The following is a 20,319-nucleotide window of genomic DNA, read 5'->3' as shown; positions in this document are numbered from 1 at the left end:
CTCTTTTTTCCATCGACAAAGCGAGCCTCTGCACGCGCCGCTTCACGCGTATAGAATCGACGCATGAAGAAGCCCGCGTCCCCAGGCTCGCCGTCCGTCGTCGTTGCAGCGGCCGAGCCCGAACTGCCGCTCTCTGCGCCGAGCGTCGCCTCGGTTGCGCTGGCCGCGTCGATCGCGCTGATCGCATGGTGCGCGTTCGCCGCGCAAACCGACATCACCGTTCACCGCATGCTCACGCGCGGCTTCGGCGTGATCGGTGGCATCGAGCGGCTCACCAGCTATCTCACCAATCTGACGATCTTCGCGTGCGCGCTCTGCTTCACGTGCGTCGGATTCTTCAACCAGCGCAGTCGCGTGCCCTTCGTCCCCTTCGTGGGATTCTTCCGCAAGCCGACTGTCGTGACGGCCGTGACCGTGTATATCGTGTTCGTCGGCATCGCGTACAACGTATTGCTGCGCCATGTCTGGACGCCGTCGGGCTGGCGCGTGCTGCTCAACGAAAGCCTGCATACGATCGTGCCCGTGCTCGCCGCGCTGTACTGGCTGCTGTTCGTGCCGCGCTTTCATCTGACGCTGCGCCATCTGCTGTGGTGGCTCATCTATCCGCTCGGCTATCTCGCGCTGACGATGCTGCGCGGCGCGTTCTCCGACTTCTACCCGTATCCGTTCATCGACGTCGGCGAACTCGGCTACGAACGCGCGATAATCAACGCGAGCCTGCTCGTGCTCGCTTTCCTGATGCTGATGGCCGTGTTCGTCGCCATCAATCATCGACGGGCCACGGTCGATATCGCCCGCACCCGTTTCTCACCCAGCAGAGAACCATCATGACAACGACCCGGCGTGAGTTCATCGTAGCGGCCGGCGGCCTCGCGGCCAGCCTGTGCGCGGCGCTCGCCGCAAGCCGCGACGCCCGCGCGAACGAGAAGCTGAGCGAATCCGATCCGGCTGCGAAGGCGGTCGGCTACGTCACCGCCGCAGCGAAAGTCGACAAGGCGCGCTTCCCGAACTACAAGGCAGGACAGACGTGCAGCAACTGCTCGCTCTTTCAGGGCAACCCGGCGGATGCATGGGGCGGCTGCACGCTCTTCGGCACGAAACAGGTGGCAGGCGGCGGCTGGTGCAGTTCCTATACGAACATGTAGCGAACATGTAGCGCCGCTTCGTCGCGTGAGTGAGGCTGCACGTGTCGCGCGCGTCGTGTTCGGTTAGCATTCGCACGTACCCGCTGTGGCACGCATAAGCGACCTGTTCGTCGACAGTGTTCCGCCCGACATCGGCGGCGCGATAGCGTTGCAACTTCATAAAAAGACCTGCCGATGCCTACGCCTGTCACGTCATGTCGTCCGTTACGCCGTTTTCGGGCTCGCTTGTCGCATGGGCTGTTCTCGTTCGGGTCGAGCGCGTTAAGTCTCGCGCTCTTCGTTGCGCCCGGTCTCGCGACACTTGCCTGCGCGCAAGGCTCCGTCACGCTGTACGGTCTCATCGACACCAGCATCGAAGTGACGAACCCCGGCAGCGGCTACGTCGCGCGCATGGACTCCGGCGCCTATCGCGGCACGCGTGTCGGGCTGCGCGGCAGCGAGCCGCTCGGCGACGGCAACAGCCTGATCTTCACGCTCGAGAACGGCTTCGATTCATCGAGCGGCGCGTTCGCCGTGCCGGGCAGCATCTTCAACCGGCAGGCGTGGATCGGCGCGCACGGCGCATGGGGCGAGTTGCGCCTCGGGCGCCAGTACTCGCCGATCTATATCCCGTTCAAAGGGCAACTCGATGCATTCGGCGCGGGCACGATCGCGTCGGGGCTGAACAACCTGTCGAAGATCACGCCGTACACGGACAACGCGCTCACCTACCTGTCGCCGACCATTTGGGGATTCAGCGCGACGGGCATGTATGCGCTGCGCGATCCCGGCGACGGCAATGGCATCGGCGGGTATTACGTGACGACCGACTGGACGCTCGGCCCTATGAAGCTCCTTTACGCGCATCAGCAGACGCATGGCAGCGGCGCGCTGCGCGCGAACTTCGCGGGCGCTTCTTACGAGTGGAGCACGTTGACCTGCTATGTCGCGTACTTCAACGGCGACGGCGGCACGCCTCGCTATCACGACGATGGCCTGTCGCTGTCCGCGTTGTGGCAGATCACGCCGCAAGCCAGCGCGTCGCTCGGCTATGCGCATGCGCGCGATCGCAGCGGCCGCAACAACGATGCCGACCAGTTCAGCATCATGTTCGACTATCAGGTGTCGAAGGCGCTGTCGCTGTATCTGAGCGCCGCCGACCTGGAGAATCGCGGCGAGGCCACGTTCACGCTGCGCGGCGTCAATGTGGTGGGCTTGCCCGTCGCCTATCCGGGCGCGCCTGTACGCGGAGTGCAAGTCGGGATGATCGAGCGGTTCTAGCGCGGTGCAGTATCTTGCATTGAACTATCGTGCCTTCTACCGATACTCGCGGTAGATGGCACATGCATTGCGGATTTCGTCGGTGTATCGAACTGCACTCGCGAGAACTGCATGATGAACCTGCACCAGACTGCTTTTCCTTTTTTCGTTTATCCGGTCAATCAGCGGCTGCATACGCCGACGCCACCCGGCGTCGATCCCGATCCGGCGCCGGACGACGATCCCGATCCGGGCCCCGACTCGCCACCCATTCCCGAGCGCGAGCCTGACCGTGTGCCGCCTGCCGAGGAGCCGCCCGCGGGCGATCCCCCCAGGCGCGAGCCGCCGATGCGTGCCGGCCGTGCAAAGCCCCTCCGAGCCACCCGGGCGGCGTGCGCCGCTGCGCGTCAAAGCTGCGGATCGAGCAACGACACGACGTGATCGACGACTTTCTCCATCCATGGCCGCCGCTTCCATTCCTCGAACGTCACGCGCTTCGACTTCGCGAGATCGTCGGCGAAGATCTGCGTCTGACGACGCGCGAACGCTTCATCGTAAAGATTGAGGTTCGCCTCGTCATTGAGCTTGAACGAGCGCGAATCGAAATTCGTCGAGCCGACCGACACCAGATAATCGTCGACGATCAGCAGCTTGACGTGAAACATCGTCGGCTGATACTCGAACATCTGCACGCCCGCTTCGAGCAACGGTCCCCAGCATGCGCGCGAGGCTTCGCGCACGGTATGCGTGTCGATGCGCTTGCCCGGTGTCAGGATCTGCACGGCGACGCCGCGCTTTGCCGCTTCGACGATCGCGTTGACGGTCAGCCTGTCGGGCACGAAATAGGCGCTCGCAAGATGAATCGAGCGTGTCGCCGCCGTGATGGCCATCAGGTACATCAACTGCATGTCGTCGCTGCCGCCCGACGGCGAGCTGCTGAACATGTGCGCGAGCCCCTCGCCTTGGTCGTTGGACTCAGGAAAATAGTCGGGTCCATGCAGTACATTGCCGGTCGCCTTGATCCAGTTGTCCATAAAGACAGCCTGCATATGACCGACAACAGGACCCGTGACGCGGAAGTGCGTGTCACGCCAGTGCATCTCGTCCTGTGCATGTCCCGTCCATTCCTGCGCGATGCCGACACCACCTGTAAAGCCTATGCGTCCGTCGATGACGAGCAGCTTGCGGTGCGTGCGGTCGTTCATGCGGCCAAGCCCGGTCCAGTGCGGCTTGTGGAACTGGACCACTTCCGCGCCTGCGTCATCGAGCATGCGCAGATAGCGTTTGTCCATCCTCTGCGAGCCGACCCAGTCGAGCAGCACATGCACTGAAATGCCGTCACGCGCCTTCTCCGAAAGCGCAACCGCGATCCGCTCGCCGATTGCGCCGGACCAGTAGATGAAGGTTTCGAACGTGATGGTCTTCCGCGCGCTCGCGATGCCTTCGAGCATCGAAGGAAAGATCTCGTCACCGTTGAGCAGCACATCGAAGCGGTTGCCGGATACGACGGGCGGACCGAGCAACAGGCCCATCGAGCGGATGAACTGAGGATCGTGGCTACCGTACAGACGCTCGATCTTGTGTTCGATCTTCTTTTCGCCTGTCGACAGATTGGCGATCACGAGCACGACCACGAGCGTGACGACGGCCGTGAGCAGTATTGTCAGCATGCGCCGCGTTCAGCGGTGTTCAGGCTTGAGAGACGCGCGCCGAAGAGCAGAACTGCGACGGCGCGCACGAGAAGATGAACTGCAAGTGCGCTAGAGATGCACTGCGAGTGCACTACCAGTCCGGATTGTTCACTTCCTGGCGATAGCCATAGAGGTTGTTCAGCAGGCGATACGGGCGTCCGCCGTCCTGCATCGCTTCGCGCCAGCCGCATAGCGTCGCGAGCGAATCGGTATGCAGCACCGCGTAGGGCTTGCCGGCCACGCCGCCACCTGTTGTCGCGCCGGGAAAGAGTTCGATGGCGTGGTCGTCGACCGTGAGCAGCATGCGTATGTCCGCCTGCAGAATCTGCATTTCATACTGGGAAGCAGGTGTCATGGCGCGCCTCCTTGTGCATCGGAATTGTTCTGGACCGTGGATGCCGACCTGCTGATCGACGGGCTGGCGAAGACGGTTTTCGAAGAATTGGGCTTCGCGCCGCTTACGACGGACGAAGCCTGGCCGTTAGTTGTACGCAAATGACATTCCCAATGCAGGTTCGAGACGGCGTGCGGGGGATGCGGGATGGCCGGTCGGCGCTTTGAAAAAAGCGCCAACGGAGGGAGTGAAAATTACGCGCCGCTGCTCGCTGGCCTGGGCGGACAGACGCGCCAGCGTGTCGCGGGATTCAGCATCGAGGAGTCAGTCGAGGGGAAGCTGATCGCAGGCGTTGGTGGTCGTCGATGCGCAGATGAACGAGTAGTCGCCGCTCCAGCGCACGGCAGTGGCACTGGCGTGCACGGCGTCCTGGAAATCGGGCGACGTTTCCCATGCGATATAGCCGGAACACAGCACGGCGGACATCACGACTAGCGAGAAGGCAACTTTTTCAAAAACCTGAAAACGGGGCGGCATGGCATCTCTTCCTTTGACGCCGCATTTTACCTCATTGTCAGGGTTTTCACCTACACCCATTACGGCTCCGCAACATGCCTTTGTTCGTCCGCGCACGGACGCGCTCGCCGTCGCCCGAAATCGGGCAACAGCAGCGCTGCAACGAGCATGATTCTGACGTTAGGTGCCTCGATGCACTCCGGCTAACCGGCTGTCGGCAAAGCAGCGCATGACGTGGAATGCGTGCGCCAGCAAGCGGAGCAATCTTCTACGACTGGAACGAATGGATCGGCCGAATTTTTTATCCGGTGTATGCGGACGAAATGCCGCTCCCGGAGGCGGCGATCACGATGAAGCCGGATGCACGCGCATCGCAATGCAGCGTGCCACGGTTGCCACGACAGCAGCAGCCGAACACCGAGATGCACTAACGGCTATGCAGTGCAGCGATGTGCATCACGCGCAAGGCGCTCCCGATTCATGCATGTGCCCACGCTTGTCTACTCTTCGTGGCTGGTCGCTGCGCCACCTTGAAGCCAGCTTCTTCGAGCACCGCCCGCGAACGCTCACGCAGATCCTCCGCGGCCAGTTGCGCGTCGGCTCCGCTCACCCACACGGCAATACGCAGTGCCGCGCCGCCGCCCTGAGGATAGTTCGACGCCGTGACCATCGGCGCGAGCGTCGTGCCGCCCAGCACGCGGGGGTCGTCGGCGATCAGCTTCTTCAGTGCATCGATTGCGCCCGCCACGTCCTGGCGCTGCGCAATCCCGACTTCCGCTTCGATGCGCTGCGTCCCGCCGCTGGAGTAATTGATGACGGGATTGCTCCAGATCTGGCTGTTCGGCACGAAGACGGCATTGCCGTCGCTGCGTTCGATACGCGTCGTGAAGAGACCCACTTCGCGCACGATGCCTGCCGTCGCGCCCGTGCCTTCGATCACATCGCCGGCACGAAACGGCCGCAGCAAAAGCAACATAATGCCGGCTGCAATATTTTGCAGCGTGCCCTGCAACGCGAGGCCGATGGCGAGGCCGGCGGCGCCGAGCACGGCCAGCACGCTCGCTGTCGCGACGCCGACTTCGCTCAGCGCCGCGAACAGCACGAGCACACGCACGGCCCAGGCCCCGATCGCATTGATCATCGGCGCGAGCGTGGGGTCCGCACGCGTGCGCGCCAGTCCTTTCGACAGCAGCGAGCCAGTCCGCTTGGACACCCACCAGCCGACGATCAGGATCAGGATCGCAACCGCCGCATGCATCAGATCATGCGTGAGCGTGACGATCAGCGAGGGTTGCAGGTGAAAAACACGAGTGAGCAAATCATCCATGGTTGTATTGCAGTTCGATGGGGATTGGACGCGACGTCAACGCGGCGCAAGAAAGGCAACGTCGTGCAACGCGTCGAAGCAAGGCTCGTCCGACGCCATCCGGCACGAAACGGCAAGCGCGAGCGACTTGCTCTACACTGGCGGCCCGACGATGCATTGGCTCGACACGTCGTTGCGTCGAGCTTCTTTCAACTGCGCGTGCAAATGCGGTGCCTGACACCGACGCATGCATACGACGGCCCGTTATCTGGGACGTCCGTTCATTTATTGATGAAAACACCACCCGCCGGGAACAACGACCAGGAGACCTTCGGCACGCTCGTCGGCGAAACCCATCGCGAACCTGAAATCAGCCTGCCGCGTCAGACGCCGTTCCAGCGTTTCTGGTGCACACGCGTGCTGTCGTCGCTGTCATTTCAGATGCTGGCCGTCGCGATGGGCTGGCATATCTATGCGCTCACGCATAGCGCGTTCGCGCTCGGGCTCGTCGGCCTCGCGCAGTTCCTGCCAATGTTCGTGCTGACGCTCGTCGTCGGCCAGGTCGCGGATCGCTACGACCGGCGGCGCATCGCGGCCATCTGCCAGGGACTCGAATGCGCAGCCGCCGCCCTGTTCGCGTGGAGCACGTTCGCCGGCTGGATCAGCGCGCCCGTGATCTACGCGCTCGCCGCGTGCGTCGGCGCGGCGCGCGCATTCGAATCCCCTGCCGTTGCGTCGCTGTTGCCGGGCGTCGTGCCGCGCGCGCAGCTGTCGCAGGCGACGGCCTGGGCGACGTCCGCGAACCAGGCCGCACAGATCGGCGGCCCGGCGCTTGGCGGGCTGCTCTACGGCATCGGTCCCGGCGCGGCGTATCTCGCGTGCACGTTGTCGTTCGCGCTCGCGTCCGCTGCCGTGAGCACGATCCCGCTGCGCGCGAAGCCCGTGCCGCGCGCACCCGTCACGCTCGAATCGGTGTTCTCCGGCGTGCGCTTCATCCGCAGCCAGCCGGTGATACTCGGCGCGCTGTCGCTCGATCTGTTCGCCGTGCTATTCGGCGGCGCAACTGCGCTGCTGCCGATCGTCGCGCGCGACGTGCTGCATGCCGGGCCGCTCGGGCTCGGCCTGCTGCGCTCCGCGTCGGCCGTCGGCGCGCTCGGCGGCACGATCTGGCTCGCGCATTTTCCGCTGCGCAAGCGGCCGGGTTCGGCGATGTTCGGCGGCGTGATCGCATTCGGCATCGCGACGCTCGTGTTCGGGCTGTCGCATTCGTTCATCGAGTCGCTGCTGGCATTGATGGCGCTCGGCGCGTCCGATGTAATCAGCGTGGTCGTGCGCCTGTCGCTCGTGCAGCTGCGCACGCCCGACGACATGCTCGGCCGCGTGAGCGCCGTCAATTCGCTATTCATCGGCACGTCGAATCAGCTCGGCGAGTTCGAGTCCGGTGTGACTGCCGGATGGTGGGGCGCGCAGGCTGCTGTGCTCGTCGGCGGTTGCGCGACCATTGCGATCGCGCTGCTGTGGATGCGGCTATTCCCCGAATTGCGCCGCACGCGCACGCTTGAGCGCGAAGAACGCGGCGGTGCCGCGGACGCATGACGCGGATGCGTACCTATCAGTGCGGATAACGCAGGGAATCAGGCGCGTCGATTGCGTGCTCGCTCGACAGATCGGCTGCGAAACAACGGTACGGCCATCCGTCAAGACGTCAAGGAGACGCAGATGCGCGACACGCAACGCCACCATCGAATGCCCGCGCTTCGTCGAATCAGTGCGACCGCAGTCATTGCGATAACCGCGCTGGGTCCGCTAACCGTTCGCGCCGACGATTCGCCCAACCCTTGCGCCGCGCTCAAGCGCATCGTCGCGGCCGCGCCGACCGGATTTTCGCAACTGACGCCCGACGACGGCAAAGGCGTCGCGCAACCGTACGGCAACGACGCGCAATGCGGCGCGACAAAAGGCGGCTACGAATGCATGTGGACGCCGAACGAAGGCGCGGGATCGAGCACGACGGCACTGCAGGCCGTCGCGGCGGACATCGCGTCGTGCCTGCCCGACGCCACGCACGACGTGAACTCGCCGGCACGCCAGCATTTCTACATCGGCCCACGCGATGCGCGCACGCAGATCACCGCGATGCCCGCCGGCGCGAGCAAGCTGAAACTGATCGTGTCCGGCAAGTAGCGCGGCATCTGCGCAGCACGATCACGCGGCCGCACTATCGCGCATCGCGCACTATTGCGTGCGATACCAGACGCGAATCCCAGAATACCAGTGGCTCACGCTCGTATCGTCGCCGGAGCCGAACGTCGACAGGCTTTCGACGTTGATCACATCGATGTTGTGCTCGGCAATCCACGCATTCGCGCGATCGACGAGCGCGGCTGCGTTTTCGTACACGTGCCCTCGAATCACGTGGCGTTGCATGACTTGCCGTTCGAAATCCTGGAACGCGATCTTGCTCATGTGTCGTCTCCGCTGATCAGGCTGTTATTGATGTAGCGCCCTCGCGAAAGAGTCTAGCAATGGCGGGACGGGAGCGGCAATTGCTTGATGGAAGACGGCTATTGTCAAAGGGAGCGTCTCATGAGCAGCGAAAAACCACGCGCGGGCACCACGAGTCCGGGCAGCGACGTCGAACATCCGAAGCACCCTGTCCACAGCGATAACGAAAAGAGCAAGATGCCCGAGCGGGACGACGACGGGCGCAAGCAGTCGCCGTCCGATCGTCCGGGCAAAAAGCCGGGCGAAGGCGAGCCCTCGGTCGGCTGACGCAAAAGCGCGCGGTGAAAACCCTTTGCTGCAAAAAATATGGCGGCCTGCGCGTCACGTAGCGCAGGCGCATTTTTTCAGTGCAATCCGCGCATTGTCCTGCCACGCGGACGCATTTTTTGCGGAATTATTTCTGGTTATTTTTTCGTGTCCTTCATCTACCTTGCTGGCAGCAGCGAAAGGTTTCGTCATGTGAAGCGCTCGCTGCGACCACATTGGAGCGAGGTGGAAAACAATGACGATATCCAGCAAGGTTTCCATTTGCGTGCCGACGTGCAACAGGCCGGAGTTGATCGTCGAGTGCCTCGACTCGTGTCTGGCACAAACCCATACGAACATCGAGATCCTGATCGGCGACGATTCGAGCGACACCCGCACGCAACGCCTGATCGAAGCGCGGTATGCACACGACGCGCGCATCCGCTACGTGAAGAACGAGCCGCCGCTCGGGCAGGCGCGCAATGTCGCGAGCCTCTTTGCGCGCGCGAGCGGCGAGAAGATCTCGTTGATCCACGACGACGATTACTTCGCGAAGGACGGCATCGAAAGTCTGCTGGCGTTATGGCAGTCGCATCCGCAGCTCGAAGTCGCGTTCGCGGACCAGTATGAAATCGATGCGCAAGGACACGTCGACCTATCGAAGAGCGATGCCCTCAACGCGAACTTCCATCGCATCGAGCCCGCGCAAGGCATGCAGCAGCAGCCGGGACGCACAGGGCTCGTGCAGATGTTCCCGAACAACGGATGGATGGCGAATGCCGATCTCGTCAAGCGGATCGGCTATCGCGACGACGTCGGCATGTGCTGCGATTACGTGTTCGGGTCCGAGCTATGTCTTGCGGCATCGCAGGTTTATTACCTGCATCGGTACGTGTCGTACTACCGCAAAACCGACGCATCGATTTCGCGCAGCACGCGCGGCTCGACGTTCGCCGCCTCACTGACGGCCTTCGAATTCGTATCGGGATTGTCGCTCGATGCATCGCTCGAACCGGCGCGCAAGCTCGCGTTACGTCGGCTCGCGCCTATCGTCGTGTCGCTGTACGCGAAGAACGATGCGCCTTGGGCCGCGCTCCGCGTGGCGCTCGCGCATCTATATGCGTATGGGTATGGTCGCGATGCGCGGCTCTACTACCATCTGTCGCTGATCGCGCGCGCGTTCGTCTCGATGAGGTGGCGCGGTCTGCCGCCTTCCGCGCCGAAGTTTCCGTAAAAACGCAGCCGCGAAAAACGACGCGGCCATACGAAAACGGCTCTGTTCATCGAACAGAGCCGCTTGTTGCATCACATCCGGTTAGACCGAGCGCATCACGGTTCGTTGCGCAGGTAGCCTTCCTTCGACGGATCGCGCATGCGGAACGACACGAGTCCCGCAATCGCGCACAGAACGGTCACGTACCAGTAGAACATCGGTTCACTGCCCGCCTGCTTGAGCCACAGCGCAACATATTCCGCCGAGCCGCCGAAGATCGCATTCGCCACAGCATACGAAAGGCCCACGCCGAGTGCGCGCACTTCCGGCGGGAACATCTCGGCCTTGATCAAGCCGCTGATCGACGTATAGAAGCTGACGATGGCGAGCGCGGTCACGACGAGCGCGAATGCCGCGAACGGGCTCGTCACGTCCTTCAGCGCATGGAGCAGCGGCACCGTGCCGATCGTCGCGAAGAAGCCGAACAGCAGCATCGAGTTACGGCGGCCGATACGATCCGACAATGCGCCGAACAGCGGCTGGATGACCATGTACACGAAGAGAGCGGCCGTCATCACGTTGCTCGCCGTCTTCGCATGCATGCCCGCCGTGTTGACCAGGTACTTCTGCATGTACGTCGTGAACGTGTAGAAAATCAGCGAGCCGCCAGCGGTGAAGCCGAGCACAGTGAAGAACGCGCCCTTGTGCTGCCACATCCCGCGCAACGTGCCCGCTTCCTTGCGCTGACGCATCTCGGCCGTCGTCGTTTCGTCGAGCGAGCGGCGCAGATACAGCGCGACCAGCGCCGACATTGCGCCGACCACGAACGGAATCCGCCAGCCCCATGCCTTCAGCTCTTCCGTCGTCAGCACCTGTTGCAGGATCACGAGCACAAGCAGCGCGAACAGTTGGCCGCCGATCAGCGTCACGTATTGGAACGACGCGAAGAAGCCGCGGCGTCCCTGCAGCGCGACTTCACTCATATACGTGGCGCTCGTGCCGTACTCGCCGCCCACGGACAGCCCCTGGAACAGACGCGCAACCAGCAGCAGCAAGGGCGCGAGCGCGCCGATCTGCGCATAGGTGGGCACCACCGCGATCACGAGTGAGCCGCCGCACATCATGAACACCGACACCATCATTGCGAAGCGCCGGCCGCGCTTGTCGGCAAGACGCCCGAAGAACCAGCCGCCGATCGGACGCATCAGGAAGCCCGCCGCAAAAACGCCCGCCGTGTTCAGCAGCTGCGCCGTCGTGTCGCCCTTCGGAAAAAACGCGGGCGCGAAGTACAGCGCGCAAAACGAGTAGACGTAGAAATCGAACCACTCGACGAGGTTGCCCGATGAGGCGCCGACGATTGCGAAGATGCGTCGCCGGGTGTCGCTGGGAGTGAAGACAGTCGTGTCGGTCATGCTGGTGTCGGTCCCTTCTAACAGGTTTTAGCGGTCGTGACGCCGCCTTGTATTGCGCTGGAGCCGGTTTGCAGCAGGGTTTCGATCCTGTTGCAATCGGGTTTCAGCGCGCGTGCGAGATTGTAGAGAAACGTAAGCTTTAACGCGGTCGGTATCTTAACGGATATCCATGAATAACGGCGCATGGACGCTCATCTGAAGCGTTTTGTGCCAGACGTGGCCGCGCCGCCTGTGAGTGCGAGCGCGCCGCGCATGTCGAGCGCACAAAAAAAGCCAGCCCGGAGGCTGGCTTTCATCACGGTTGCTGCGAGCGGGGCCGTCAAACGCGCGTCAAAGGTTCGTCAAGCGCCCGTCACACTCGAATCGCGGGCGCCGTATAGCGGCACTCGTAGCGCTTTCTGACCGTCCCGTTTTCGTCGACGCTCTCCAGGTACACGTCGAACTGCCACAAGCGCGCCATGTGCTTGAGCACTTCGTCGCTGTCGTTCGACAGATGCCGGTTGTCGCTCATGAAGTGACGCAGCGTGAGACTGCGGTCGCCGCGCGTATTCACGGAATACACCTGGATGTTCGGCTCGCGATGATGCATGTCGTACTGACGCGACAGCGCCTGGCGCACGTATTGATAGCCGCTGTCGTCGTGAATCGCGGAGACCTCGAGCGCATCGCGCATGTCATCGTCGAGCACCGAGAAGAGCCGCATTTCGCGGATCAGATGCGGCGACAGGTACTGTGCAATAAAGCTCTCGTCCTTGAAGTTACGCATCGCGTAGTGCATCGCCTGCAGCCACGGACTGCCCGCGAGTTCGGGGAACCACTTGCGGTCCTCTTCCGTCGGGTTTTCGCAGATGCGGCGAATGTCGCTCATCATCGAAAAGCCGAGCGCATATGGATTGATCCCGCTGTAGTACGGCTTCGTGACGGGCGGCTGATAGACGACGTTGCTATGCGAATGGAGGAACTCCATCATGAAGCCGTCTTCGAGCTTGCCTTCGTTGTACAGCGTATTGAGCAGCGTGTAATGCCAGAACGTGGCCCAACCTTCGTTCATCACCTGCGTCTGACGTTGCGGATAGAAGTACTGCCCGATCTTGCGCACGATGCGGATGACTTCGCGCTCCCACGGCTCCAGCAGCGGCGCGTTCTTTTCCGCGAAGTACAGCAGGTTTTCCTGCGGCTCCGGCGGATAGCGCTCTTCCACTTCTTCAGGCATGGGCGTGTGGCGCGTCGGCAGCGTGCGCCACAACTCGTTGACCTGCGACTGCATATACGCTTCGCGTTCGCGGCGCGCTGCGAGTTCCCTCTGCAACGACAGCTTCTGCGGACGCTTGTAGCGGTCCACGCCATAGTTCATCAGCGCATGGCACGAGTCGAGCAGTTCTTCGACACGATCGAGCCCGTAACGCTCCTCGCATTCCGCGATGTAGTTCTTCGCGTAGACGAGGTAGTCGACGATCGCATGCGCATCCGTCCACAAGCGGAACAGATAGTTGCCCTTGAAGAAAGAGTTGTGGCCATAGGCCGCGTGCGCGATGACGAGTGCCTGCATCGTCATCGTGTTCTCTTCCATCAGATATGCGATGCAAGGATTCGAATTGATGACGATCTCATACGCGAGGCCCATTTGCCCGCGTCGGTAGCTTTTTTCGGTAGCGAGAAAATGCTTGCCGAATGACCAGTGCCGGTAGTTGACCGGCATGCCGACGGACGCATACGCGTCCATCATCTGTTCGGCGCTGATCAGTTCGAGCTGGATCGGATAGACATCGAGTTCATATTGCTCCGCAACATGCGCGATATGAGTGTCGTACTCTTCGATCAGTTCGAAGGTCCAGTCGGACGGACACGGCAACGGCCTTCTGTCGGCAACGTTCATACGGACTTCCCTTTGCCCTTCGGTGGGCGCCCCGGCGGGTCCTCGTGCTGCGGCTGCGTCAGGCGCTACGCCTGCTCCGGCATCGGGCGCGCGCGTATCCTTCACGCGCGCCGTGTTCGCCTCGGCATGCCCGGCCTCACTTCGCTTCGGCACGCCTTTACGACGCTCGGGCTGATACCCGCGCGCTTCGTTGTGCAGGTGGCGAGTCGTCATGCCGCTTCCACCTGCTTCTCAAACAGCTCACGGAACACTGGATAGATATCCGCAGCCGTCTCGACCTTCTTCATGGCCAGATGCGGCACCATTTGCGCAAGCTGTGCATATTCGAGCCACAGGTTCTGCTCTTCAGGCGTCACCTGAATGTACGCAAAATACCGCACCTTATCGAGAATGTCATCCGAGAGGATCTTGCGGCATTTCGGCGAGTCGTCGGTCCAGTTGTCGCCATCCGAAGCCTGCGCGCCATAAATGTTCCATTCAGTCGGCGAATAGCGTTCGTCGAGGATCTTCTGCATCAGTTCCAGCGCGCTCGATACGACCGTGCCGCCGCTTTCCGTCGAATGGAAGAACGTGTCTTCGTCGACTTCTTCGGCGCGCGTGTGGTGCCGGATGAACACCACTTCGATCTTCTCGTAGTTCCGCTTGAGGAACAGATACAGCAGGATGAAGAAGCGCTTCGCGAGATCCTTGCGCTGCTCGTCCATCGAACCCGACACATCCATCAGACAAAACATCACGGCCTGACTCGATGGTTGCGGCTGCTTCACGCGGTTCACGTAACGCAGATCGAACGGGTCGATAAACGGAATGCGCCAGATGCGGCCGCGCAAATGGTGGATGTCCTCTTCGAGCAGCTTGATCTCTTCGCGACGGTCGGCAGGATCCGCCTTCATCTCTTCGAGCTGCTTCTCAAGCTCGTGCAACTCATTGACAAGCGGCGCGCCGAGCGCGATGCGCCGGCCCAATGCGCTGCGCAATGAACGCACGACGTCGATGTTGTTCGGCGTGCCCTCCGCCGCCCAGCCCGCGCGAATGCTCTTCCATGTCGGCACGGCGAGCAGATGCGTTTTGACGAGACGCGGCAATTCGAGGTCGTCGAAGAAGTACTGCATGAATTCTTCGCGGCTCAGTTCGAAAACGAAATCGTCCTGCCCTTCGCCTTCGTTGCTCGCGCTGCCGCCACCGCCACCGCCGCCGCCCCCTTGCGGGCGGGGTATCTTGTCGCCGCGTATGTAGTCGGCGTTACCCGGGTGCACCATTTCGCGCCTGCCGCCCGGACCATGCCGGAACGACGGCTCGGCGATGTCCTTGCGCGGAATCGTGATGCTCTGGGTGTTCTGAATATCCTTGATACTTCGGTCGCGCACCGCTTCGGACACTGCGCGACGAATATATCCCTTCACGCGACGCAGAAAGCGTTCGCGGTTTGCAATGCTCTTGTTCTTGCCTGCCAGCCTGCGGTCGATGATTTGATGAAGCACATCCGGTCTCCCGCTCCGATTTGGAATACGCGGGGCGCAAGTTGCGCATGCAATGTTATGTCCATGCGGCTTGCGCCTCGCAGGAGGCCCGCGCCAATCGGGTGAAGCGAACCCGTTCGCGCGGGCTTTGCGCTACGCGTTTCATGACGACTTGCGCACACGCAGATACCAATCGCACAAGAGCCGCACCTGCTTCGGCGTATAGCCCTTGGTGACCATCCGGTTGACGAAGTCCTCGTGCTTGCGCTGCTCCTCCGCCGACCCTTTCGCATTGAACGAGATGACGGGGAGAAGTTCTTCCGTATTCGAGAACATTTTCTTTTCGATCACGACGCGCAGCTTTTCGTAGCTGATCCACGCGGGGTTCTTGCCCCCGTTCGCGGCACGCGCGCGCAAAACGAAATTCACGATCTCGTTGCGGAAGTCCTTCGGGTTGCTGATGCCGGCAGGCTTCTCGATCTTCTCCAGCTCGGCATTCAACGCCGCGCGGTCGAAGCTCTCGCCCGTGTCGTGGTCGCGGAACTCCTGGTCCTGAATCCAGAAGTCAGCGTACGTCACATAGCGATCGAAAATGTTCTGCCCGTACTCGGAATACGACTCCAGATACGCGGTCTGAATCTCCTTGCCAATGAATTCTGCGTAACGCGACGCGAGCACGTCCTTGATGAACGACAGGAACTTCTGTTCGGTTTCCGGCGGGAACTGCTCGCGCTCGATCTGCTGTTCGAGCACATACATCAGGTGCACCGGGTTCGCCGCGACTTCCGTCGTATCGAAGTTGAACACGCGCGACATGATCTTGAACGCGAAGCGCGTGGACACGCCCGTCATCCCTTCGTCGACGCCGGCAAAATCGCGATACTCCTGATAGGACTTCGCCTTCGGATCGGTGTCTTTCAGGTTCTCGCCGTCGTACACCTGCATCTTCGAAAAGAGGCTCGAATTCTCCGGCTCCTGCAAGCGCGTGAGCACCGAGAACTGCGCCATCATCTTCAGCGTGCCGGGCGCGCACACGGCATTGGCCAGCGACGAATTGCGCAGCAGCTTCTCGTAGATCTTCATCTCTTCCGAGTAGCGCAGGCAGTACGGCACCTTCACGACGAAGATACGGTCGAGCAGTGCTTCGTTGTTGCGGTTGTTGCGGAACGCTTTCCACTCCGACTCGTTCGAGTGAGCGAGGATGATGCCGTCGAACGGAATCGCGCCGAAGCCTTCCGTGCCCTTGAAATTGCCTTCCTGCGTTGCAGTGAGCAACGGGTGCAGCACCTTGATCGGCGCCTTGAACATTTCGACGAACTCGAGCAGGCCCTGGTTCGCGAGACACAGGCCGCCGGAGTAGCTATAGGCGTCCGCGTCGTCCTGCGCATACTGCTCGAGCTTGCGGATATCGACCTTGCCGACGAGGGACGAAATGTCCTGATTGTTTTCGTCGCCCGGCTCGGTCTTCGCGATCGCGATCTGCCGCAACACCGACGGATAGCGCCGCACCACGCGGAACTTGCGGATGTCGCCGTTGTATTCGTGCAGGCGCTTGACCGCCCACGGACTCAGAATGCTCTTCAGGTAGCGGCGCGGTATGCCGTATTGCTCTTCGAGGATGGGACCGTCCTCGTCATAGTCGAACAGGCCCAAAGGCGATTCGTTGACGGGCGAGCCCTTGATCGCATAGAACGGCACGCGTTCCATCAGCTGCTTGAGCCGCTCGGCAATCGACGACTTGCCGCCGCCGACCGGTCCCAACAGATAAAGAATCTGCTTCTTTTCTTCGAGCCCCTGGGCGGCATGCCTGAAGTAGGCGACCACCTGCTCGATGACGTCTTCCATTCCGTAGAACTCACGGAATGCGGGGTATACCTTGATGACCTTGTTCGCGAAGATACGCGAAAGACGCGGATCGTTGCGTGTGTCTATCTGCTCAGGTTCTCCTATTGCCGACAGCATGCGTTCGCCCGCGGTGGCGTACGCGGCGGGATTGTCTTTGCAGAGCGCGAGATACTCCTCGAGCGAGAATTCCTCCTCTCGCGTTTTCTCGAAGCGGGTCGCGAAACTGCTGTAGATATCCATGCTACCTCCTCGCCGAAGTCTGGGACGATGTCGTGCGCGGCGCGCTATCAGGAAACGACATCGCTCGAATTCATCCTAAACCCTTTTAAATTTTTTTTCACGAACTACGTTGTGAAAATCGCGCCACAGCTAGCGCTCAGCCCCACTCGCTTGATGACGCAAATTCGCTCACCTACAATCATTGCCCACACCTCGCGAGAAGCTTCACCAGCGCTGCTGCATTGCATCTTGCGTTCCTTCCCCACGCTGTCCTCCTCATGCATCTTTCACACGCGGCATCGCGTGGCATTCTGCACTTTTCCGCATCTTGGCAAACGCTCGTGTAGCACGCTGTCCGCCCGTCCACACCACTGCGACACATTACTTCGTCTCGCGCGGGCCTGCAGTGCATGCGACTCAGTGCATGTGGGCTGCGCTGCGTCATCGACTTCAATACCCGCTGCGCAGGGATACGTTGCCGCCCCTTCTGCTCTTTCTGCCATAACGCTCGCATGGATGCTTGCGACGACAGTTCAGTCGCTGTGTTACATGTTTTGCACGTGCGCAAGCGCGCATTCCTGCCGTTCGTCAGCGCGTGCGCCAAATCGTTCAACGCAATCGCGTCTATGCGTCTATGTGCAGGCGCGCATGAATCGGCGTGACACGCGTCATCATCCGTCCTTTGACGCCATGTCCATAGGACGGCGCACGCGACGCGCATCTGAATAGGTAGATGTAGCCAGGTGTTTGCCCTTTTCGCCCTTGATCGACGCGTTTGGTGGGTACGCTGTCGCAAATCGCAGAGGACGAGGCGGCGGAGACGAATGAATGCATGCATGCGGACGCGACGGCAGTGCAGGCCGCCGCATCCGCATGCAGTGTGATGGCGCCGCAGCGCGGCGCCTGGTGGGGCGCGTTATTGAGCTGTATTGGGCCGTATTGGACTTAGTGGTTTACGTCAGTTCGACTTCGACCTCGCCGAGTCCGTCGATATGACCATACACGCGCCCCGGCCCATCGACCCGATGCGCGCCGATATACGAGCCGGTCGTGATGGTCCATTCGGGCTCGATGGTGATACCCATGGCGGCGCAGTGGTTGACGAACCACACGAGCAGTTCGCGCGGGTCGCCGGCGGGATTGCCCGTCGATTCGGGCACGAGCGACTGGCCGTCAACCATCAGTTCGAGTTCGGGCGACACGAAGTCGAACGAGCGCGCGAGCGACGCGTACGGCTGCGCACGCCCCGTCACCAGTGCGCCATTGTTCTGCGCATCGGCGAGTTGCGCGAGGAGCGCGACGTTCGGCCATTCGGCGAAGCGGCTGTCGACGATTTCGATCGCGGGCAGCACCGAGCCGACGCGTGCCAGCACTTCATCGCGCGCATAGGTCTCGCCGTGCGGCTCGATGGGCTCGGCGAAGCGGAACGCGATTTCCAGTTCGAGCAGCACGCGGAAAAACGAACCATGTTCGAGCCGCGCGGGCGAGGCCACCGTCAGCGCAGCCGGAATCGGCGCGCCCGAGGCCGGACCGCCCGGAGCTTTGGCACCGATTTTCCAGGCACCCGTCGAGCCGCCCAGCCCCGTGATGACCGCCTGCTGGATCGCATAGGCCGTCGCGGCGTCGGGCGGGAGGGTGTCGAGCGGGAGCGTGTCGATTGCGCGGTGCTGGCGGCGCGCATCGACGAGGCGCTGCGCGAGGTCGTGATCCGTCATGTCGTTTCCCTTTTGGCTTTCTGGACTGTCCTGGTCTGACGTGGGCTGATGCAACGGCAAAGCGATTGCGGCAAGCGATGGCGTCGCGCGGCGAACGTGCGCGTGAAGCCGTCTCTTCAGACGGCTCGCGCGTGCTGTGATGCGGCATGAGTACAACGGCACATTCGCCGCCGCGTTTGTCCGTTCGTCAATGTACCGGAACATTGGCGCGCTGAGTCGGCTCGAGTGGTCAGAAAGGAGAAGACGGCGACGGCGCGCCATTGCGGGCTTGCGCAACGGCCATGCGCGCATGCAGTTCTGCGCGAACAGGCGGTGGACTTCGTTCATGCGTTCGTCACGGACGCACGAACGGCACAGTGGATGCCGTGTTTCAAACCGGCATCTTCAAGCCCGCTTTTGGTGCGTCGGCACGTCTTTGGAGCAGGCTGCGCTGAATGTTGGCCGATGTCTTCGCGCACGGAAGTCACCCATGTGTTTCGTCGTCTGACGGACCCTACGGCCGCCGTCCGCCTGTAATTGTTACAGCGCCGGGGAAGAACGGCAGTGGCGGCCCGCCACGTGTCCCGCCAGAAAACAAGGGGGCGTTAGGAAGGAAAGGAAACGCTTCAGGCCCCTTCGATTTCCGCGCGCGTCGGAATCGACGGCTGCGCGCCGGCGCGCGTGACGGAAATTGACGCGGCGCGCTGCGCGAAGCGGATCGCGTCCGTCACGCTCGCCCCTTGCGCGAGTTGCGCGGCAAAGCCGCCGATGAAGGTATCGCCCGCCGCAGTCGTATCGACGGCCCGCACGCGCGGCGCGTCGAAATGCCGGGGTTCGTCGCCGCCGGTCGCGGCCACCACGCCCTGTGCGCCGATCGTCACGATTACGTTGCGCGCGCCCGCGTTGCGCAACGCATCGGCGGCCAGCATCGCCTCTTCCGGCGACGAAACGGACAGACCCGTCAGCGTCGCCGCTTCAAGCTCGTTCGGAATCAGGTAGTCGACGAGTGGCAGCCAGTCGGCGGGCAACGGCCCCACGGCGGGCGCCGGATTCAGGATGACGGTCTTGCCGAGGCGGCGCGCGGCCGTGAGCGCGGCGTGGACTGCCGCGGGCGGCGTCTCCAGCTGGCAGATCACGATCTGCGCGCGCGCCAGCGCCGCTTCGTGGCGCGCGACGGTATCGGGTGTCACTTCGCCGTTGCTGCCCGCAATGATGACGATCGAGTTCTGGCTGCCATCGTCGACGATGATGAGCGCGACACCCGTCGGCGCCGTCGCGCTCGTTTCGAGCGCCGCGCAGTCGATGCCCTCCGCTTCGAGCCCCGCGCGCAGCTGCGCGCCGTTCGCGTCCGCGCCGACGCAGCCGAGCATCGCCACCTGCGCGCCGAGACGCGCGGCGGCCACCGCCTGGTTGCCGCCCTTGCCGCCCGGGACCTGCGCGAACGCATGGCCGGCGAGCGTCTCGCCCGGCTGCGGCATGCGCGGCGCGCGCGCGACGAGATCCATGTTCAGACTGCCGACCACGGTCACGTGCCCGCGCGCGTCATTCGTTGCCACGACTGCCTCCATCGTCTTGCCCGTCGGCGCGCATTACCGGCGCGGCCGCATCCTCTTTCGCC

General features: G+C 62.3%; 19 protein-coding genes. 8 read left to right on the top strand and 11 right to left on the bottom strand.

Translation table 11 applies throughout. The features are described from left to right. Nucleotides 1–63 precede the first annotated feature (63 nt). The 4 genes from GCT13_RS30830 to GCT13_RS30815 all read left to right on the top strand — a co-directional run bounded on the left by GCT13_RS30830 (nucleotide 64) and on the right by GCT13_RS30815 (nucleotide 2,825). Nucleotides 64–831 (top strand): Pr6Pr family membrane protein, encoded by a 768-nt coding sequence (locus tag GCT13_RS30830; RefSeq protein ID WP_152764579.1) that lies wholly within the window; start codon nucleotides 64–66, stop codon nucleotides 829–831. Beyond that, entirely contained in the window at nucleotides 828–1,145 is a 318-nt protein-coding gene (locus tag GCT13_RS30825; RefSeq protein ID WP_152764577.1) for a high-potential iron-sulfur protein, read from the top strand. The genes GCT13_RS30830 and GCT13_RS30825 overlap by 4 nt, the downstream gene beginning before the upstream one ends. Before the next feature lie 225 nt (nucleotides 1,146–1,370). Continuing rightward, on the top strand, nucleotides 1,371–2,405 hold the full coding sequence (locus tag GCT13_RS30820) for a porin (protein WP_407670885.1): 1,035 nt from the start codon (nucleotides 1,371–1,373) through the stop codon (nucleotides 2,403–2,405). A 111-nt stretch (nucleotides 2,406–2,516) separates the two neighbouring features. Further along, the gene (locus tag GCT13_RS30815; RefSeq protein WP_227747092.1) at nucleotides 2,517–2,825 is read left to right on the top strand and encodes a hypothetical protein; all 309 of its coding nucleotides are present in this window, start codon (nucleotides 2,517–2,519) and stop codon (nucleotides 2,823–2,825) included. Here GCT13_RS30815 and cls read toward each other — a convergent pair. The 4 genes from cls to GCT13_RS30795 all read right to left on the bottom strand — a co-directional run bounded on the left by cls (nucleotide 2,792) and on the right by GCT13_RS30795 (nucleotide 6,252). Beyond that, the gene (gene cls / locus GCT13_RS30810) at nucleotides 2,792–4,054 is read right to left on the bottom strand and encodes a cardiolipin synthase (RefSeq protein WP_152764573.1); all 1,263 of its coding nucleotides are present in this window, start codon (nucleotides 4,052–4,054) and stop codon (nucleotides 2,792–2,794) included. The genes GCT13_RS30815 and cls overlap by 34 nt on opposite strands. A 112-nt stretch (nucleotides 4,055–4,166) precedes the next feature. Then, nucleotides 4,167–4,430: a hypothetical protein gene (locus GCT13_RS30805; RefSeq protein WP_152764571.1), complete on the bottom strand. Its 264-nt coding sequence runs from the start codon at nucleotides 4,428–4,430 to the stop codon at nucleotides 4,167–4,169. A 303-nt stretch (nucleotides 4,431–4,733) separates the two neighbouring features. After that, on the bottom strand, nucleotides 4,734–5,006 hold the full coding sequence (locus GCT13_RS30800) for a hypothetical protein (RefSeq protein ID WP_227747091.1): 273 nt from the start codon (nucleotides 5,004–5,006) through the stop codon (nucleotides 4,734–4,736). A 397-nt stretch (nucleotides 5,007–5,403) separates the two neighbouring features. Beyond that, entirely contained in the window at nucleotides 5,404–6,252 is an 849-nt protein-coding gene (locus GCT13_RS30795; protein ID WP_152764568.1) for a mechanosensitive ion channel family protein, read from the bottom strand. A 270-nt stretch (nucleotides 6,253–6,522) separates the two neighbouring features. Between GCT13_RS30795 and GCT13_RS30790 the strand changes: the two genes are divergently transcribed. Beyond that, a complete protein-coding gene (locus GCT13_RS30790) occupies nucleotides 6,523–7,827 on the top strand; it encodes an MFS transporter (RefSeq protein ID WP_227747090.1) in 1,305 nt (434 codons plus the stop codon). A gap of 150 nt (nucleotides 7,828–7,977) precedes the next feature. Beyond that, complete coding sequence (locus GCT13_RS30785) at nucleotides 7,978–8,415, top strand: hypothetical protein (RefSeq protein WP_407670886.1); 438 nt, start codon at nucleotides 7,978–7,980, stop codon at nucleotides 8,413–8,415. A 51-nt stretch (nucleotides 8,416–8,466) separates the two neighbouring features. On the opposite strand, the gene GCT13_RS30780 is transcribed toward GCT13_RS30785, so the two are convergent. Then, nucleotides 8,467–8,697: a hypothetical protein gene (locus GCT13_RS30780; RefSeq protein ID WP_087735271.1), complete on the bottom strand. Its 231-nt coding sequence runs from the start codon at nucleotides 8,695–8,697 to the stop codon at nucleotides 8,467–8,469. A 120-nt stretch (nucleotides 8,698–8,817) separates the two neighbouring features. Between GCT13_RS30780 and GCT13_RS30775 the strand changes: the two genes are divergently transcribed. Together GCT13_RS30775 and GCT13_RS30770 are read left to right on the top strand one after the other, a co-directional pair. Next, the gene (locus GCT13_RS30775) at nucleotides 8,818–9,003 is read left to right on the top strand and encodes a hypothetical protein (protein ID WP_152764565.1); all 186 of its coding nucleotides are present in this window, start codon (nucleotides 8,818–8,820) and stop codon (nucleotides 9,001–9,003) included. Between the two features lie 235 nt (nucleotides 9,004–9,238). After that, nucleotides 9,239–10,216 carry a glycosyltransferase family 2 protein gene (locus tag GCT13_RS30770; protein ID WP_152764564.1) on the top strand — a complete coding sequence of 326 codons (978 nt, stop codon included), beginning with the start codon at nucleotides 9,239–9,241 and terminating at the stop codon, nucleotides 10,214–10,216. 95 nt (nucleotides 10,217–10,311) lie between these two features. On the opposite strand, the gene GCT13_RS30765 is transcribed toward GCT13_RS30770, so the two are convergent. The 6 genes from GCT13_RS30765 to rbsK form a co-directional block, all read right to left on the bottom strand. Further along, nucleotides 10,312–11,607, bottom strand: coding sequence for an MFS family transporter (locus GCT13_RS30765; RefSeq protein ID WP_152764562.1), 1,296 nt, complete (start codon nucleotides 11,605–11,607; stop codon nucleotides 10,312–10,314). Between the two features lie 352 nt (nucleotides 11,608–11,959). Continuing rightward, the gene (locus GCT13_RS30760) at nucleotides 11,960–13,696 is read right to left on the bottom strand and encodes a SpoVR family protein (protein WP_152764560.1); all 1,737 of its coding nucleotides are present in this window, start codon (nucleotides 13,694–13,696) and stop codon (nucleotides 11,960–11,962) included. Then, nucleotides 13,693–14,964: a YeaH/YhbH family protein gene (locus GCT13_RS30755; protein WP_321574732.1), complete on the bottom strand. Its 1,272-nt coding sequence runs from the start codon at nucleotides 14,962–14,964 to the stop codon at nucleotides 13,693–13,695. The genes GCT13_RS30760 and GCT13_RS30755 overlap by 4 nt, the downstream gene beginning before the upstream one ends. A 141-nt stretch (nucleotides 14,965–15,105) precedes the next feature. Next, nucleotides 15,106–17,028 (bottom strand): PrkA family serine protein kinase, encoded by a 1,923-nt coding sequence (locus GCT13_RS30750; RefSeq protein WP_087735276.1) that lies wholly within the window; start codon nucleotides 17,026–17,028, stop codon nucleotides 15,106–15,108. Between the two features lie 932 nt (nucleotides 17,029–17,960). After that, on the bottom strand, nucleotides 17,961–18,722 hold the full coding sequence (locus GCT13_RS30740; protein ID WP_152764556.1) for a 2-keto-4-pentenoate hydratase: 762 nt from the start codon (nucleotides 18,720–18,722) through the stop codon (nucleotides 17,961–17,963). 605 nt (nucleotides 18,723–19,327) lie between these two features. After that, the gene (rbsK, locus tag GCT13_RS30735; RefSeq protein ID WP_152764554.1) at nucleotides 19,328–20,269 is read right to left on the bottom strand and encodes a ribokinase; all 942 of its coding nucleotides are present in this window, start codon (nucleotides 20,267–20,269) and stop codon (nucleotides 19,328–19,330) included. Nucleotides 20,270–20,319 lie beyond the last annotated feature (50 nt).

The organism is Paraburkholderia franconis (genome assembly GCF_009362735.1).
GTDB classification, from domain to species: domain Bacteria; phylum Pseudomonadota; class Gammaproteobacteria; order Burkholderiales; family Burkholderiaceae; genus Paraburkholderia; species Paraburkholderia franconis.
Note: the sequence above shows the minus strand (reverse complement) of the source record. Positions and strands in the feature narration are given on the sequence as shown.

Bases quoted from the DNA above. Each gene is read 5' to 3' on its own strand.
- GCT13_RS30830 (WP_152764579.1), top strand. From the start codon at position 64: ATGAAGAAGCCCGCGTCCCCAGGCTCGCCGTCCGTCGTCGTTGCAGCG.
- GCT13_RS30825 (WP_152764577.1), top strand. From the start codon at position 828: ATGACAACGACCCGGCGTGAGTTCATCGTAGCGGCCGGCGGCCTCGCG.
- GCT13_RS30815 (WP_227747092.1), top strand. From the start codon at position 2,517: ATGATGAACCTGCACCAGACTGCTTTTCCTTTTTTCGTTTATCCGGTC.
- cls (WP_152764573.1), bottom strand. From the start codon at position 4,054: ATGCTGACAATACTGCTCACGGCCGTCGTCACGCTCGTGGTCGTGCTC.
- GCT13_RS30805 (WP_152764571.1), bottom strand. From the start codon at position 4,430: ATGACACCTGCTTCCCAGTATGAAATGCAGATTCTGCAGGCGGACATA.
- GCT13_RS30800 (WP_227747091.1), bottom strand. From the start codon at position 5,006: ATGGGTGTAGGTGAAAACCCTGACAATGAGGTAAAATGCGGCGTCAAA.
- GCT13_RS30795 (WP_152764568.1), bottom strand. From the start codon at position 6,252: ATGGATGATTTGCTCACTCGTGTTTTTCACCTGCAACCCTCGCTGATC.
- GCT13_RS30790 (WP_227747090.1), top strand. From the start codon at position 6,523: ATGAAAACACCACCCGCCGGGAACAACGACCAGGAGACCTTCGGCACG.
- GCT13_RS30785 (WP_407670886.1), top strand. From the start codon at position 7,978: ATGCCCGCGCTTCGTCGAATCAGTGCGACCGCAGTCATTGCGATAACC.
- GCT13_RS30780 (WP_087735271.1), bottom strand. From the start codon at position 8,697: ATGAGCAAGATCGCGTTCCAGGATTTCGAACGGCAAGTCATGCAACGC.
- GCT13_RS30775 (WP_152764565.1), top strand. From the start codon at position 8,818: ATGAGCAGCGAAAAACCACGCGCGGGCACCACGAGTCCGGGCAGCGAC.
- GCT13_RS30770 (WP_152764564.1), top strand. From the start codon at position 9,239: ATGACGATATCCAGCAAGGTTTCCATTTGCGTGCCGACGTGCAACAGG.
- GCT13_RS30765 (WP_152764562.1), bottom strand. From the start codon at position 11,607: ATGACCGACACGACTGTCTTCACTCCCAGCGACACCCGGCGACGCATC.
- GCT13_RS30760 (WP_152764560.1), bottom strand. From the start codon at position 13,696: ATGACGACTCGCCACCTGCACAACGAAGCGCGCGGGTATCAGCCCGAG.
- GCT13_RS30750 (WP_087735276.1), bottom strand. From the start codon at position 17,028: ATGGATATCTACAGCAGTTTCGCGACCCGCTTCGAGAAAACGCGAGAG.
- GCT13_RS30740 (WP_152764556.1), bottom strand. From the start codon at position 18,722: ATGACGGATCACGACCTCGCGCAGCGCCTCGTCGATGCGCGCCGCCAG.
- rbsK (WP_152764554.1), bottom strand. From the start codon at position 20,269: ATGGAGGCAGTCGTGGCAACGAATGACGCGCGCGGGCACGTGACCGTG.